General features: G+C 53.1%; 13 protein-coding genes. 7 read left to right on the top strand and 6 right to left on the bottom strand.

Going from position 1 to position 14,436, the window contains the following annotated elements:
- Positions 1–2: 2 nt before the first annotated feature.
- The gene (gene djlA, locus AK59_RS0110135; RefSeq protein WP_013095544.1) at positions 3–821 is read right to left on the bottom strand and encodes a co-chaperone DjlA; all 819 of its coding nucleotides are present in this window, start codon (positions 819–821) and stop codon (positions 3–5) included.
- A gap of 239 nt (positions 822–1,060) precedes the next feature.
- On the opposite strand from djlA, the gene lptD reads away from it, so the two are divergent.
- From lptD to apaH, 6 genes are read left to right on the top strand one after another with little or no spacing between them, the layout of a single operon-like run.
- Entirely contained in the window at positions 1,061–3,412 is a 2,352-nt protein-coding gene (gene lptD, locus AK59_RS0110130; protein WP_029882686.1) for an LPS assembly protein LptD, read from the top strand.
- Positions 3,413–3,465: 53 nt separating this feature from the next.
- Positions 3,466–4,752: a peptidylprolyl isomerase SurA gene (surA, locus tag AK59_RS0110125; RefSeq protein ID WP_013095542.1), complete on the top strand. Its 1,287-nt coding sequence runs from the start codon at positions 3,466–3,468 to the stop codon at positions 4,750–4,752.
- On the top strand, positions 4,752–5,738 hold the full coding sequence (gene pdxA / locus AK59_RS0110120) for a 4-hydroxythreonine-4-phosphate dehydrogenase PdxA (protein ID WP_029882685.1): 987 nt from the start codon (positions 4,752–4,754) through the stop codon (positions 5,736–5,738). The genes surA and pdxA overlap by 1 nt, the downstream gene beginning before the upstream one ends.
- On the top strand, positions 5,735–6,556 hold the full coding sequence (rsmA, locus tag AK59_RS0110115) for a 16S rRNA (adenine(1518)-N(6)/adenine(1519)-N(6))-dimethyltransferase RsmA (RefSeq protein ID WP_013095540.1): 822 nt from the start codon (positions 5,735–5,737) through the stop codon (positions 6,554–6,556). Before pdxA ends, rsmA begins: the two co-directional genes overlap by 4 nt.
- A gap of 3 nt (positions 6,557–6,559) precedes the next feature.
- Positions 6,560–6,937 carry a Co2+/Mg2+ efflux protein ApaG gene (gene apaG / locus AK59_RS0110110; protein WP_013095539.1) on the top strand — a complete coding sequence of 126 codons (378 nt, stop codon included), beginning with the start codon at positions 6,560–6,562 and terminating at the stop codon, positions 6,935–6,937.
- A 4-nt stretch (positions 6,938–6,941) separates the two neighbouring features.
- On the top strand, positions 6,942–7,790 hold the full coding sequence (apaH, locus tag AK59_RS0110105) for a bis(5'-nucleosyl)-tetraphosphatase (symmetrical) ApaH (protein WP_020688477.1): 849 nt from the start codon (positions 6,942–6,944) through the stop codon (positions 7,788–7,790).
- A gap of 39 nt (positions 7,791–7,829) precedes the next feature.
- Here the strand turns inward: apaH and folA are convergent, their stop codons facing one another.
- From folA to AK59_RS1000000125230, 4 genes are all read right to left on the bottom strand, one after another.
- On the bottom strand, positions 7,830–8,309 hold the full coding sequence (gene folA, locus AK59_RS0110100; RefSeq protein ID WP_008502023.1) for a type 3 dihydrofolate reductase: 480 nt from the start codon (positions 8,307–8,309) through the stop codon (positions 7,830–7,832).
- A gap of 114 nt (positions 8,310–8,423) precedes the next feature.
- Positions 8,424–10,289, bottom strand: coding sequence for a glutathione-regulated potassium-efflux system protein KefC (kefC, locus tag AK59_RS0110095; RefSeq protein ID WP_029882684.1), 1,866 nt, complete (start codon positions 10,287–10,289; stop codon positions 8,424–8,426).
- The gene (gene kefF / locus AK59_RS0110090) at positions 10,282–10,812 is read right to left on the bottom strand and encodes a glutathione-regulated potassium-efflux system oxidoreductase KefF (RefSeq protein WP_023620041.1); all 531 of its coding nucleotides are present in this window, start codon (positions 10,810–10,812) and stop codon (positions 10,282–10,284) included. The genes kefC and kefF overlap by 8 nt, the downstream gene beginning before the upstream one ends.
- Before the next feature lie 364 nt (positions 10,813–11,176).
- Complete coding sequence (locus AK59_RS1000000125230; protein WP_162185059.1) at positions 11,177–11,617, bottom strand: hypothetical protein; 441 nt, start codon at positions 11,615–11,617, stop codon at positions 11,177–11,179.
- A gap of 67 nt (positions 11,618–11,684) precedes the next feature.
- Here AK59_RS1000000125230 and AK59_RS0110085 point away from each other — a divergent pair, with 67 nt between their 5' ends.
- Entirely contained in the window at positions 11,685–14,102 is a 2,418-nt protein-coding gene (locus AK59_RS0110085) for an autotransporter family protein (RefSeq protein WP_231501492.1), read from the top strand.
- Positions 14,103–14,149: 47 nt separating this feature from the next.
- Here AK59_RS0110085 and AK59_RS0110080 read toward each other — a convergent pair whose 3' ends face one another.
- On the bottom strand, positions 14,150–14,383 hold the full coding sequence (locus AK59_RS0110080; protein ID WP_013095533.1) for a YgdI/YgdR family lipoprotein: 234 nt from the start codon (positions 14,381–14,383) through the stop codon (positions 14,150–14,152).
- Between the last annotated feature and the right edge of the window lie 53 nt (positions 14,384–14,436).

Below are 14,436 nucleotides of genomic sequence, written 5' to 3'. Positions count from 1 at the left end.
TTTTATTTGAAATTTTTCTGCTCTTTTATCAGCTCGTACGCTTTCTGGATTTCCTGCGCTTTTTGCTTAGCCATCTCCATCATCTCTGGCGGTAAACCCTTCGCGACCAGTTTATCCGGGTGATGTTCACTCATCAGCTTACGATAGGCGCGCTTGATGGTTGTCGCATCATCCGAAGGTTTCACGCCAAGCACGTTACAGGCGTCTTCCAGCGTCGGGCCACGCTGCGCCTGCTGCCAGCCGCCGCCAGAGGATTGATGCTGTTGATAGCCGCCACCAAAGTGTGCGCCGCCCTGCATCATGCGCAGGAACTGGTCGAACTGCATGCGGGAGATCCCCAGCTCTTCGGCAATCACGTATAACACATCGCGTTCATTAGGATGAAGAGACCCGTCGGCAAACGCCGCCTGAATCTGGATCTCCAGAAACATCCGAATTAAATCAAAACGGCCGAAACAGATACTGCGGAACTGACGCATTTTTTCGCGCAGCGGATAGTTATCCGATTTACCGATGCGAAACGCATTTTGCGCCGCCACACGAGATTCCCCGTGCAGATTCATGCGGTCCATAAATACGCTGGCAATCTGAATATCGGCTTCCGTCACCCGCCCTTTTGATTTGGTTAAGTGCCCCATCACCTCAAAGGTGGTGGAGAAAAAGAGGGACTGACGCTCGCGCTGGTTGGCGAACCACGCCATTTTGCGGCTGCGTGCCTTATCGAACATATGGCCAATAATCAGGCCAAGTACGATGCCCCAAAACCCGGCACCCATGATGATGGCGAACGCAACGCCGATGATTTTACCCCAATACTGCATATACTCCCCGGATAGTCATGTCCCTTGTCGACGCAACGCCATCATTACAGTGGTCGAGCCACGGTCAATTGAGGGACATCGCCTATAATTTGCATTATCATACTCGTCATTCGATAGCGAGCCTAACACTCTGGCACGCAAACGGGCAGGATTAACGCTGGTACTGCGCTGATGAGTAAGATAGTCTCTGAGCGTTTGTAAGCCGTAGCAACTGATGACGGAACACTAAAATATAACGTATGAAAAAACGTATCCCCACCCTCCTGGCCACAATGATTGGCACCGCCCTGTACAGTCAACAGGGGCTGGCGGCCGATCTTGCCTCGCAGTGTATGCTTGGCGTCCCAAGTTATAATCGCCCACTGGTGAGTGGCGATACAAATAGCTTGCCGGTAACCATTACTGCCGACAGTTCTAAAGGAACCTATCCTGACAATGCCACGTTTACGGGCAGTGTGGATATAAATCAGGGCAATAGCCGCCTGCAGGCAGATGAAGTGCAGTTGCACCAGAAGCAGCCGGAAGGTGCGGCCGAACCGGTACGAACGGTGGATGCGCTGGGTAATGTGCACTATGACGACAATCAGGTCATCCTGAAAGGTCCGAAAGCATGGTCAAACCTGAACACCAAAGATACGAACGTCTGGGAAGGTGATTACCAGATGGTGGGTCGTCAGGGGCGTGGTAAAGCAGATCTGATGAAACAGCGCGGTGAAAACCGCTATACGATTCTGGAAAACGGTTCCTTCACCTCCTGTCTGCCGGGTTCGAATACCTGGAGCGTGGTTGGAAGTGAGGTAATTCACGACCGTGAAGAGCAGGTCGCAGAAATCTGGAACGCCCGATTTAAACTCGGCCCGGTACCGGTTTTCTATAGCCCGTACCTGCAGCTTCCCGTGGGCGACAAACGTCGTTCAGGTTTCCTGATCCCAAATGCCAAATACAGCACCTCGAACTATTTTGAGTTCTATCTGCCGTATTACTGGAACATCGCGCCCAACATGGACGCCACGATCACGCCGCACTATATCCACAAGCGCGGCAACGTCATGTGGGAAAACGAGTTCCGCTATCTGACCCAGGCGGGTACCGGTTTGATGGAACTGGATTATCTGCCATCAGATAAGGTCTTCCAGGATGAGCACCCAACAGAAGGTGATAAACACCGTTGGATGTACTTCTGGCGTCACGCTGGCGTCATGGACCAGGTCTGGCGTTTTAACGTCGACTACACCAAAGTCAGCGATCCTTACTATTTCAACGACTTCGATTCCAAATACGGTTCCAGTACCGATGGTTACGCCACGCAGAAGTTCAGCGTTGGCTATGCCATTCAGAACTTCAACGCTACGGTGTCGACGAAGCAGTTCCAGGTGTTTGATAGCCAGACGCGAAGCACTTACGGTGCAGAACCGCAGCTGGATGTGAACTGGTATCAGAACGATGTTGGTCCATTCGATACGCGCGTCTACGCTCAGGCAGTGCATTTCGTCAATACCAACTCGGACATGCCGGAAGCCACGCGTGTTCATTTAGAACCGACGATCAATTTACCGCTGTCGAACAACTGGTCGAGTCTGAATACCGAAGCCAAGCTGATGGCGACCCATTACCAGCAGAAAAATGTGGACTGGTATAACAACCGTTATGGCACCGACCTTGACGAATCCGTGAACCGCGTTCTTCCACAATTCAAAATGGACGGTAAGCTGATCTTCGAGCGCGATATGGGTCTGCTGGCGGATGGGTATACGCAGACGCTTGAGCCACGTATGCAGTATTTGTACGTGCCTTATCGCGATCAGAGCAAAATCCAAAACTATGATTCCGCTTTCCTGCAGTCTGACTACAGCGGCCTGTTCCGTGACCGTACCTACGGCGGTCTCGACCGTATTGCTTCCGCGAACCAGTTAACGACCGGCGTCACAACGCGCGTTTATGATGAATCTGCCGTTGAACGTTTTAACGTTTCTGTTGGTCAAATCTACTATTTCACCGAGTCTCGTACCGGTGATGACAATATCAACTGGGAGAAAGACAACAAAACAGGTTCGCTGGTGTGGGCGGGCGATACCTACTGGCGCATGACCGATCGCTGGGGCTTACGCGGGGGTCTGCAGTACGATACGCGTCTCGACAATATTGCGACCAGCAGTGCAGCCGTCGAGTACCGTCGCGATGAAGATCGTATGGTGCAGTTGACCTATCGTTACGCCAGCCCGGAATATATTCAGGCAACATTGCCGAACTACGCCACCAGTGAACAGTATAAAGACGGGATTTCGCAGGTGGGTGGCGCAGCCAGTTGGCCAATCGCTGACCGCTGGTCAATTGTGGGCGCTTACTACTTTGACACTAACGCCAACAAGCCTGCTGACCAGATGGTTGGTCTGCAATATAACTCCTGCTGTTACGCGCTGCGTGTCGGCTACGAACGCAAGCTTAACGGCTGGGATACTCAAAACAATCAGAGCAAATACGATAACGTGATTGGCTTTAATGTCGAATTGCGCGGCCTGAGCTCCAACTACGGCCTGGGCACGCAGCAGATGCTGCGCTCGAACATTCTGCCGTACCGCAGTTCCTTGTAATGTGCTTGTTTTGCAACGTAATCCGCTTTGCGGTTAATTGAAATGGAAAAAGTATGAAGAACTGGAAAACGCTGCTGCTCGGTGTCGCTATGGTTGCGAATACCAGCTTCGCGGCCCCCCAGGTTGTTGATAAGGTCGCCGCTGTGGTTAACAACGGTGTCGTGCTCGAAAGTGACGTTGACGGTTTGATGAAATCTGTGAAGCTCAATTCGGGCCAGGCGGGTCAGCAACTTCCGGATGACGCAACGCTGCGCCATCAGATCCTGGAACGTCTGATCATGGATCAGATTGTCCTGCAAATGGGTCAGAAAATGGGCGTGAAGATCACTGACGAGCAGCTCGATCAGGCGATCGCTAACATCGCTAAGCAGAACAATATGACCCTGGATCAGATGCGTAGTCGTCTGGCCTATGATGGCATCAGTTATTCAACCTACCGTAATCAGATCCGTAAAGAGATGCTGATCTCAGAAGTGCGTAACAATGAAGTTCGTCGCCGCGTCACCATCCTGCCGCAGGAAGTCGACGCGCTGGCAAAACAGGTGGGCAACCAGAACGATGCCAGCACCGAGCTGAACCTGAGCCATATTCTGATCCCGCTGCCAGAGAACCCAACGTCTGACCAGGCCGCAGAAGCGGAAAGCCAGGCGCGCGCTATCGTTGAGCAGGCACGTAACGGTAGTGACTTTGGCAAGCTGGCCATTACCTACTCTGCAGACCAACAGGCGCTGAAAGGCGGCCAGATGGGCTGGGGACGTATTCAGGAACTGCCATCCATCTTTGCCCAGGCGCTGAGCACGGCGAAAAAAGGCGACATCGTGGGTCCAATCCGTTCAGGTGTTGGCTTCCACATCCTGAAAGTCAACGACCTGCGTGGTCAGAGCCAGAACATCTCCGTCACCGAAGTTCATGCTCGCCACATTCTGCTGAAACCGTCACCGATCATGACGGACGATCAGGCGCGTGCGAAGCTGCAACAGATTGCTGCGGACATTAAGAGCGGAAAAACGTCGTTTGCGAATGCCGCAAAAGAGTTCTCTCAGGATCCTGGCTCTGCTAACCAGGGCGGCGACCTGGGCTGGGCGGCTGCGGATATCTACGATCCGGCATTCCGCGATGCGCTGATGAAGCTGAACAAGGGCCAGATGAGTGCGCCGGTACATTCCTCCTTTGGCTGGCATCTGATCGAACTGCTGGATACCCGCAACGTTGATAAAACCGACGCAGCGCAGAAAGACAGAGCCTATCGTATGCTGTTCAACCGTAAGTTTTCTGAAGAAGCGGCAACCTGGATGCAGGAACAACGCGCCAGCGCTTACGTGAAAGTTCTGAGCAACTAATGAAACAGCATCGTGTTGTGATCACCCCCGGCGAACCCGCCGGGATTGGGCCTGACCTCGTGGTCCAGCTTGCCCAACGTAGCTGGCCGGTGGAACTGGTCGTCTGTGCTGATGCAACACTGTTACAAGACCGGGCTTCACTGCTCGGTCTGCCTTTAACGCTTATCCCTTACGTTGAAGGTCAGCAGCCCGCACCGCAGCAAGCCGGAACGCTCACGCTTCTTCCCGTCCCCCTTCGTACTCCTGTTATTCCGGGTCAGCTCAGCACTGAAAACGGCCACTATGTTGTCGAAACCCTGGCGCGCGCCTGCGATGGTTGCATAAAAGGGGAATTTGCTGCCCTGATTACGGGCCCCGTGCATAAAGGGGTGATTAACGAAGCCGGTATTCCGTTCACCGGACATACCGAGTTTTTTGAAGAGCGATCGCACAGCCCGAAAGTGGTGATGATGCTGGCGACGGAAGCGATGCGGGTGGCTCTGGTAACAACCCATCTGCCGATTAAGGCCATTCCTGACGCCATCACCCCTGAACTGCTGCGGGAGATCATCGGGATACTGCATCACGATCTGCAGACTAAATTCGGCATTAAACAGCCGCACGTTCTGGTCTGTGGCCTGAACCCACACGCCGGTGAAGGCGGGCATATGGGGACTGAAGAGATCGACACCATCATTCCGGTGCTGAATGAAATGCGGGCAAAAGGGATGAACCTGATCGGGCCATTGCCTGCCGATACCCTTTTCCAGCCCAAATACCTGGATAATGCCGATGCCGTGCTTGCGATGTACCACGATCAGGGCCTGCCCGTGCTAAAATACCAGGGCTTTGGCCGCGGTGTGAATATCACCCTCGGTTTACCTTTTATTCGAACGTCCGTTGACCACGGTACTGCGCTGGATCTGGCAGGTCAGGGAAAAGCGGATGTCGGCAGTTTTATTACGGCGCTTAATCTCGCCATCAAAATGATTGTTAATACTCAATGACTAATCGAGTCCATCAGGGCCACTTAGCCCGTAAACGCTTCGGGCAAAACTTCCTCAACGATCAGTTCGTGATCGACAGTATTGTCTCGGCCATTAATCCGCAAAAAGGCCAGGCGATGGTTGAAATCGGCCCCGGTCTGGCTGCACTGACTGAACCCGTCGGCGAACGTCTGGACGAACTGACCGTTATCGAACTCGACCGCGATCTCGCTGCTCGTCTGCAAACGCACCCGTTCCTTGGGCCGAAGCTGACGATTTATCAGCAAGATGCCATGACCATGAATTTTGGCGAGCTGTCGGAAAAAATGGGTCAGCCGCTGCGCGTATTCGGTAACCTGCCCTATAACATCTCCACGCCGCTGATGTTCCATCTCTTTAGCTATACTGATGCCATTGCCGACATGCACTTCATGTTGCAAAAAGAGGTGGTAAACCGTCTGGTTGCAGGGCCGAACAGTAAAGCGTATGGTCGTTTAAGCGTGATGGCACAATATTTCTGCAATGTGATCCCGGTACTCGAAGTGCCGCCGTCTGCCTTCACGCCGCCGCCAAAAGTCGACTCTGCGGTTGTGCGCCTTGTGCCGCATAAAACGATGCCATACCCGGTCAAAGACCTGCGCGTACTGAGCCGCATCACCACAGAAGCCTTTAACCAGCGCCGTAAAACGATCCGTAATAGCCTCGGCAATCTGTTCACCGTTGACGTGCTGGCCGAGCTGGGCATTGACCCGGCAATGCGAGCAGAAAACATCTCTGTTGAGCAGTACTGTAAACTGGCTAATTACATTAGCGAAAATGCGCCGCCGAAGGAGAGTTAAGCCATGATTGATTCGCCCCGCGTCTGTGTCCAGGTACAAAGCGTTTACGTTGAGTCGCAGTCCTCACCCGATGAAGAACGTTTTGTTTTCGCCTACACCGTGACCATTCGCAACCTGGGGCGGATGCCTGTGCAACTGCTCGGGCGTTACTGGCTTATCACTAACGGCAATGGCCGTGAAATCGAAGTTCAGGGTGAAGGTGTGGTTGGTGAACAGCCCCACATCGCCCCTGGCGAAGAGTATCAGTACACCAGCGGTGCAGTAATTGAAACACCGCTGGGTACCATGCAAGGCCATTATGAAATGGTCGACGTCGATGGCAATGTGTTCCGCGTTGCTATTCCTGTGTTCCGTCTCGCCGTTACAACACTCATTCATTAATCTAATGTCTACATATCTGATTGGCGACGTTCACGGTTGCTACGATGAACTGATCGCATTATTAAAACAGGTCGACTTTACGCCAGGACGGGATATTCTCTGGCTGACGGGCGATTTAGTGGCGCGTGGGCCAGGCTCCCTGGAGGTTTTACGCTTCGTAAAATCGCTGGGCGACAGCGTTCGCATGGTGCTGGGCAACCATGATTTGCATCTGCTCGCCGTCTTTGCCGGCATCAGCCGCAATAAGCCGAAAGATCGTCTCACCCCGCTGCTGGAGGCGCCAGACGCCGACGAACTGATCAACTGGCTGCGTCGTCAGCCCCTGTTGCAGATCGATGAAGAGAAAAAACTGGTCATGGCACACGCCGGGATCACCCCACAGTGGGATCTTGAGACGGCCAAAACCTGCGCGCGTGACGTAGAAGCCGTGCTGGCGAGCGATTCCTATCCCTTCTTCCTTGATGCCATGTACGGCGACATGCCAAATCACTGGAGTGAAGATCTGAGCGGTCTGGCGCGCCTGCGTTTTATCACGAACGCGTTCACACGGATGCGTTTCTGCTTCCCGAACGGGCAACTGGATATGTATTCCAAAGAGACGCCGGAAAGCGCACCTGCACCGCTTAAACCGTGGTTTGCGATTCCCGGGCCGGTCACCAGTGAGTACAGCGTGGTGTTTGGCCACTGGGCCGCGCTAGAAGGGAAAGGCACGCCAGACGGGATCTACGGTCTTGATACCGGTTGTTGCTGGGGCGGGGATTTAACCTGCTTACGCTGGGAAGATAAAACGTACTTCGTGCAGCCGTCCAACCGACAGTTGGATCTGGGGGAAGGCGAGGCAGTCGCCTCCTGAGAGTGAATTCCCTCTCCCGGCCGGGAGAGGGTCTATCAACTAGCGACGTTCCAGAATCTCGAAGCAGTAGCTGTGTGAGTTCTGCGCATCCGCGTCGTGAAATTCGCTGAATACCGATTCCCACTCGTCCGGATCGTAGTCCGGGAAATGGGTATCGCCTTCCACTTCCGCATCAATATGCGTCAGATAGAGCTTTTGCGCTTTTGGCAGGAACTGCTCATACACACGCCCACCACCAATCACCATGATCTCTTCGGCGTTACCGCACGCGGCAATCGCCTCGTCCACGGATTTCACCCATTCGACGCGATCGTCAGTGCCTGGCTGGCTACTGATCACGATATTCTTACGGCCCGGCAATGGACGACCAATCGACTCCCAGGTCAGGCGGCCCATCACTACCGGCTTGTTTAACGTCGTACGTTTAAACCATGCGAGATCGGCAGGCAGGTTCCACGGCATGGCATTTTCCATACCGATAACACGGTCCACCGCCAGCGCTGCAATCAGACTGATCATTGAAAATTTCCCGGATGCAAAAAATTGCCGCCACTATACGGAAAGCTTAATCTTTCGTCGACTGGCGGCATGGTAAAGAGAGAGAAATTTTTTAATATTGCTGGCAACTCCACTTCACGCGGAAGGTTTACTCTCCGGTTCGTCCGCCGGATCGCCGGTATGCTTGCCCTCCTCCGTTCCCTGCCAGCCATGACGCTGCACCAGCGACAGATGATTACGATCCTCATTAATGATCTCTGTCAGCATCGCACTGGTGCGTTTAAACACCGCCGCACGCTCTGTGGCCGTACTGCCCGCCATCGCCACCATCTCTTCCACCATATCGGTATTGAAGCGACGGAACAGGTCCGCACGCTCGCGCGCTTCATACGCGCCCAGGCCCAGACTTTCCAGCGCCATGCGGCCAGACTTAAGCGCCCCTTCGAAGGTTTCACGCTCGGGTGCGTCCACCCCCGCCTGTCGCAGCTGGATATAGTGATCCACATCGCGCGCGCGGGAGATAATGGTCAGGTTCGGGAAATGCTCCTTCACCAGCTCAACCAGTTGCATAGTGGTCTGGGGATCGTCAATCGCGTTGATGAGGACTTCCGCTTTCGCTGCGCCGGCTGATTCCAGCAGATCGACACGCGTTGCATCGCCGTAGAAGACTTTCATATCGAACTTACGCAGGGTATCCACATGGTCCGGATCGTGATCGAGGATGACCATTTTTACCCCGCTTGAGAGCAGTAAACGACCGGTGATCTGCCCAAAGCGACCGAATCCGGCGATGATGACCCGCGGCTGTTCCTCATCGATCTCATCGGCTTCGCGTTCCTGTTCGCTGCCGGTTTTTTCCAGACGCGTCAGCAGCACCAGCAGGATCGGCGTTGCCGCCATCGACAGCGCGACCGCCAGCGTCAGCGCTTTCGCCCACTCGGGATCGAGCACATTGGCCATTTGCGCCGCGCCGAAGACCACAAACGCGAATTCGCTTCCCTGTCCGAGTAGCACGGCGAACCAAAGACGCTGTCTGCCAGGCTCGTTCAGCGGACGGGCGATCAGCCACAGCATCACCATTTTGATGACCAGGAAACCGACCAGCAGGATGAGGATCCGCAGTGGATGCGTGACCAGCGTGCCAAAGTCGATAGACATCCCGACCCCGATGAAAAACAGCCCCAGTAGCAGTCCTTTAAATGGCTCGATATCACTTTCAAGCGCGTGTCGGTACTCTGAGCTGGCGAGCAGAACGCCCGCGAGGAAGGCTCCCATCGCCATCGACAGCCCGGCTTCCTCCAGCAGCAGACCAAAACCAAACACCAGGAATAGCGCCACGGCACTGAACACTTCCCGCAGCCCCGAGCGGGCGACGAATCGAAGCAGCGGACGTGTTACATACCGGCCAAGCAGGACAACCAGTGCCAGCGCACCGACCACTTTCAACGCAGAGAGGGCAAAAGCGCCGAGCGTGGTGGAGGCCCCACTTGCGGCCAGCAGCGGGATCATCGCCACCAGCGGAATGGCCGCGATATCCTGAAACAGCAGCACCGAAAACGCACTGCGCCCCATCTGTGAAACGGTCAGGTTTCGCTCGTTCATTGCCTGCATGGCAATCGCCGTCGAAGAGAGTGCCAGCGTCATGCCAATAAGCTCTGCCACTTTCCAGTCCATTCCCAGCAGAATACAGAAGCCGCCCAACAGTAGACCACAGGCTGCCATTTGTAGCGCCCCGCCGCCAAACACTGAGGCGCGCAGCTTCCACAACCGCTGCGGGTCAAGTTCCAGACCAATGACAAACAGCATCAGCACGACACCAATTTCGGCGAAATGCAGGATCGCCTCCGCGTCGGTGACCAGGCGGAATCCCCAGGGTCCGATAACACACCCGGCGATCAGGTAGCCCAGCACAGAGCCCAACCCCAGGCGAACCGCCACGGGCACAATCAGCGCCGCCGCGCCAAGGTAAATCAGCGCCTGTATCAGCGTATGGCTATCCATTGTGCGTCTCCTGCCACTCAAGTAAGCGTTGTTTATAATGACGAGCCTGCGCCTGCAACGTCTCATCGTCACAAACAAATGTGCAGTGCATAGCAAATGGAGGAAGCCAGGTAAGACCACAGTAGAGTGCTGTCGCCTGAAGCGGTTGTGCCAGCACCTCAAAACCCGGGAAAGAGCCAATATCGAAGTGGCTTTCTCCACCACCGGTGGTCACAGCCCACATCAGGCTTTTTCCCTTCAGCGCATGCCCGTTGTGACCATACGCCCAGCCGTGGGAAAAGACTTTGTCGATCCACAATTTGAGGAGCGGAGGTGTGCTGTACCACTGCATCGGGTGTTGCCAGATAATCAGATCGGCGCGAGTGAGCGCCTCCTGTTCAGCGGCGATGTCGATGTTAAAATCAGGATAAAGTTGATAGAGGGAACGTATCTCTACGTTGTCGAGTGTCCTTACCTGTTCAAGCATGCGCTTATTCGCATGGGAGTGATGCGGATAGGGATGCGCATAAATTATCAGAATCATCAGTTAGCCTGTCTTTACGGTTCCGTTCTCTCTGGTAGCAGTGAGTGTAGACATTTAACTCGCTCACTGAAAGTCTCCCATTGCCTGGTGCCGGCAAATCGCAAGTAGCGTAACTGCTTCTTTAACCATCAATGTTGTTCATATATGTGCGTCTTTGAACAAACAAGAATCCATAGCCACCAAAAATATCTAACCAATTTTACATTTACCACACTGAAATATTAAGCATTCTTAAAACGACTTTTTAATAAAACAAAGTATACATAACCTATTGAAAAAATAATAATTTTAGATGGTTTTGCGATAACCGCTCTTCAGAAATGTATACGCAATTATTAACCTGAACATTTCACGAACTTTTCATTCAAATGGATGTGTGCATGAGTAATATACGCATTGAACTTAACAGAACAACCAGAATGCTCGGAAGACTGTTCCCCGCCATATTGGCATTCACACCAGCAATAACCTCAGCAGGAATTATTGAACAGTCTACTTCCGTCCCACAAGATTTTTCCGCTGATACCGAATATGTTATCAATAAAGATGTAACGATTTCTTCCTCAAGCAATAAAGCAGCCGTATCCGTATCAGGTATTGATGTCACATCAGTAACAAATAAAGGTAATATATCTGGAGCGGCCAACGGTCTTGATATTAACACCGGCGCCCAGCGTGTTGTTGTTGAAAATGAAGTCGGTGCAACAATTTCTTCTACTAGCGCAAACGCAGTAAATGTGGAGTCTTTACTGGGTGACTTCAATAATAGTGGAAATATAACGGGTGCTGAAAAAGGTATTTTCATTAGTGAGTCATCATCTGCTATCAATATCACTAATACCGAATCAGGATTGATTAAAGGCAAAACGGGTTTGAGCGCCGAGACAGGGTTAGGCATCAACAATGATGGCAAAATCACGGGTATTGACGGTGATGGTATTGCTTTAAGTAGTGGCAATACAAAAGTCTTAAATAGTGGTGTTATTGAAGGCACGCAGAACGGTATTTATGTCTCAGGTAACGCTAAAGTTGATATTACGAATAGCGGTTCGCTCGGGGGTGGAAATGCGGCAGTATTTTTTGCCAGCGATAAAAATAACACCCTGGTGCTTAATACTGGCTCATCATTATCAGGTGACGTTATTTCGACAGTCTCGAAAGGTAACACCCTGACCCTGGTAGGCACCGGTACAGAAGACAGCAATTTTATCGGGCTGAACGAAGGCGAGGGTTTCGCCTCTGTCAAAATGAACGGTGAAGACTGGACGCTGACGGGTAACGTCGACATCATTGGTGCCGGTGATTCACTGCAGGTGAATAGCGGCAACCTGACCCTGGCGGGTACCGTTTCCAATGCTGGCAATACGCTGGTGGCGAATGAAGCCACGCTACAGCTGGGCAATGGCGAAGGTATGGCAAACCTCAGCGGCGGGCTAACCAACAATGGTACGGTTATCTTTAACCAGGGAGGCAATTTCACGTTTTCTACCGACATGACCGGCAGCGGAAACGTAGAGAAAGTTGATGCGAATACGCTGACGCTTACCGGCAACAACAGCTATACCGGCGATACGACCCTGCGAAACGGCACAACGCTGGTAGCGGCAGGCGCAACGTTAGGTGTTGAAAACAGCAATGCCACTCTCACCGTGCAGAACGGGGCAAAGTTTGCCACCGCAGGAACCGTCTACAACAACATCACTATTCTCAGCGGCGGTACGCTGGCAGCGTGGAATGCAATTGAGGGTAATGCAACCCTCAGAGACGCCGGCATTGATACCATTAACGGCAACGTGACCAACAGCGGTACGCTTTTGCTCAGTGCAGCCGACCACAGCGTGGGTAATGACTTTACCATCAATGGCGACTATACCGGCGCAGAAGGTAGCCAGATTGTGTTAAACAGCGAGCTGGGTACTGACACGGCACCTACCGATCATCTCACAATAACCGGCAGCAGTTTTGGCCAGTCCGGCGTGACCGTCAGCAACATGGGTGGACTTGGCGCACAGACCGTTAACGGCATGGAGATTGTCAGCGTCGCCGGCAGCTCTGAAGCACAGCTGACGCTGGCCAAACCGGTTGTGGCAGGCGCATACGAATACTCTCTTTACCAGCATAGTGACGGGAACTGGTACCTGGAATCGAAGGCCACGCCACCTGTCGATCCGACAGATGATACCGATGACGGAGATAATACCGACAACGGTGGCAATACCGACGATGGCGGTAACACTGATAATGGCGGTAACAGTGACAATGGCAGCAATACCGATGATGGCGGCAACAGCGGCGGCAATGATAACGGCGACGGTGGTGATAATAGCGATAACGGCGGCGGCAATACCCCAGCACCAGAAGTGATGGCACCTGAAGTGGGCGCGTATTTAGGCAACTATCTGGCTGCTCAGAGTATGTTCCTGCACAAACGTGACGATCGCGATCAGCTCACTTTCCGTAACGAAGACGATCTGAATACCTGGATGTATGTTAAAGGTCGTTACCATGAAAATGATGCAGGCGGTGACAAAGTCAGCTACGACACCACGACCACCGTTCTGCAAGTCGGCAGCGATTTCCTCAGCAAGCCAATGGACAGCGGTATCCTGCGTGCCGGTGGCATGTTCGGTGCAGGCCAGGCGAAGACCCACTCAGATGCGAAACACAACGTGCGTGACGCACAGGGTAAAGTCGATGGCTTCAACGTTGGGCTCTACGCCACCTGGCAGGAAGATCAGAAATTACGCCTGGGCAGCTACATTGATACCTGGGCCGCTTACAGCTGGTACAACAACAAAGTGACCAGCAACCGCAACGATGAAGATTACAACAGCGAAGGTTTTGCCGCGTCTGTTGAAGTCGGCCATGCGTGGGTTATCCCATCTGAAAACGAGCGTACCTGGAAGATCGAGCCTCAGGCGCAGGTGATCTACAGCTATCTTGATCAGGAAAATCATACGGACCGTGATGGCGTCCGGGTGACGACTCTGGATAACGACAGCGTCTTCGGTCGTCTGGGTGTGAAATCCAGCTATTTCCAGCAAAAGGACGTCACGGCCTGGCAGCCCTACGTTGCGGTAAACTGGCTGAAGGGTGCAGGTCAAAACGATCTGGCCTTCAACGACGAAACCGTAAGTAATGATACGCCGGAGGATCGTGGTCAGGTAGAGCTGGGTATTACCGGCAATCTTAACGAGACCACGACAATTTCACTTCGCGCCAGCGGCGAATGGGGTGAAAACAACTATGCCGCTTACGGCGGTCATATTTTGTTAAACCACCGCTGGTAATCCATCCGCATCAAGCAAAAAAGCAGTGGCAGATGCCACTGCTTTTTTTAATTATCCAGTTCACCCATGGATTTAACCTGGTCACGGTTAATCTGCTCGGTTTGACCCGTTTCCGCGTTTTTATACGACACCAGACCGGTATCGTCATCCACCTGCGGTTTGCCGTCCGTAATGATGGTGCGGCCATCGGTGGTTTTTACCGCCTGATTAGATGAACACCCCGCTACGGTGAACATTGCAGTGGCAGCCAGAACGGAAGCGATCAGTAGTTTATTTTGCATGGTGTTTTCCCCTGCTCTCAGTTGAATTTCATTATCGACCTAACCATTTTAGG

Origin of the sequence: Enterobacter sp. T1-1 (genome assembly GCF_000710795.1) — a bacterium.
Taxonomy (GTDB): Bacteria; Pseudomonadota; Gammaproteobacteria; order Enterobacterales; family Enterobacteriaceae; genus Enterobacter; species Enterobacter cloacae.
Note: the sequence above shows the minus strand (reverse complement) of the source record. Positions and strands in the feature narration are given on the sequence as shown.

Coding starts and splice junctions, on each gene's coding strand:
- djlA (WP_013095544.1), bottom strand. CDS start 821: ATGCAGTATTGGGGTAAAATCATCGGCGTTGCGTTCGCCATCATCATG.
- lptD (WP_029882686.1), top strand. CDS start 1,061: ATGAAAAAACGTATCCCCACCCTCCTGGCCACAATGATTGGCACCGCC.
- surA (WP_013095542.1), top strand. CDS start 3,466: ATGAAGAACTGGAAAACGCTGCTGCTCGGTGTCGCTATGGTTGCGAAT.
- pdxA (WP_029882685.1), top strand. CDS start 4,752: ATGAAACAGCATCGTGTTGTGATCACCCCCGGCGAACCCGCCGGGATT.
- rsmA (WP_013095540.1), top strand. CDS start 5,735: ATGACTAATCGAGTCCATCAGGGCCACTTAGCCCGTAAACGCTTCGGG.
- apaG (WP_013095539.1), top strand. CDS start 6,560: ATGATTGATTCGCCCCGCGTCTGTGTCCAGGTACAAAGCGTTTACGTT.
- apaH (WP_020688477.1), top strand. CDS start 6,942: ATGTCTACATATCTGATTGGCGACGTTCACGGTTGCTACGATGAACTG.
- folA (WP_008502023.1), bottom strand. CDS start 8,309: ATGATCAGTCTGATTGCAGCGCTGGCGGTGGACCGTGTTATCGGTATG.
- kefC (WP_029882684.1), bottom strand. CDS start 10,289: ATGGATAGCCATACGCTGATACAGGCGCTGATTTACCTTGGCGCGGCG.
- kefF (WP_023620041.1), bottom strand. CDS start 10,812: ATGATTCTGATAATTTATGCGCATCCCTATCCGCATCACTCCCATGCG.
- AK59_RS1000000125230 (WP_162185059.1), bottom strand. CDS start 11,617: ATGAAAATACCTTTTTCAGCACCCGTTATATTTCCACTATTATTGAAG.
- AK59_RS0110080 (WP_013095533.1), bottom strand. CDS start 14,383: ATGCAAAATAAACTACTGATCGCTTCCGTTCTGGCTGCCACTGCAATG.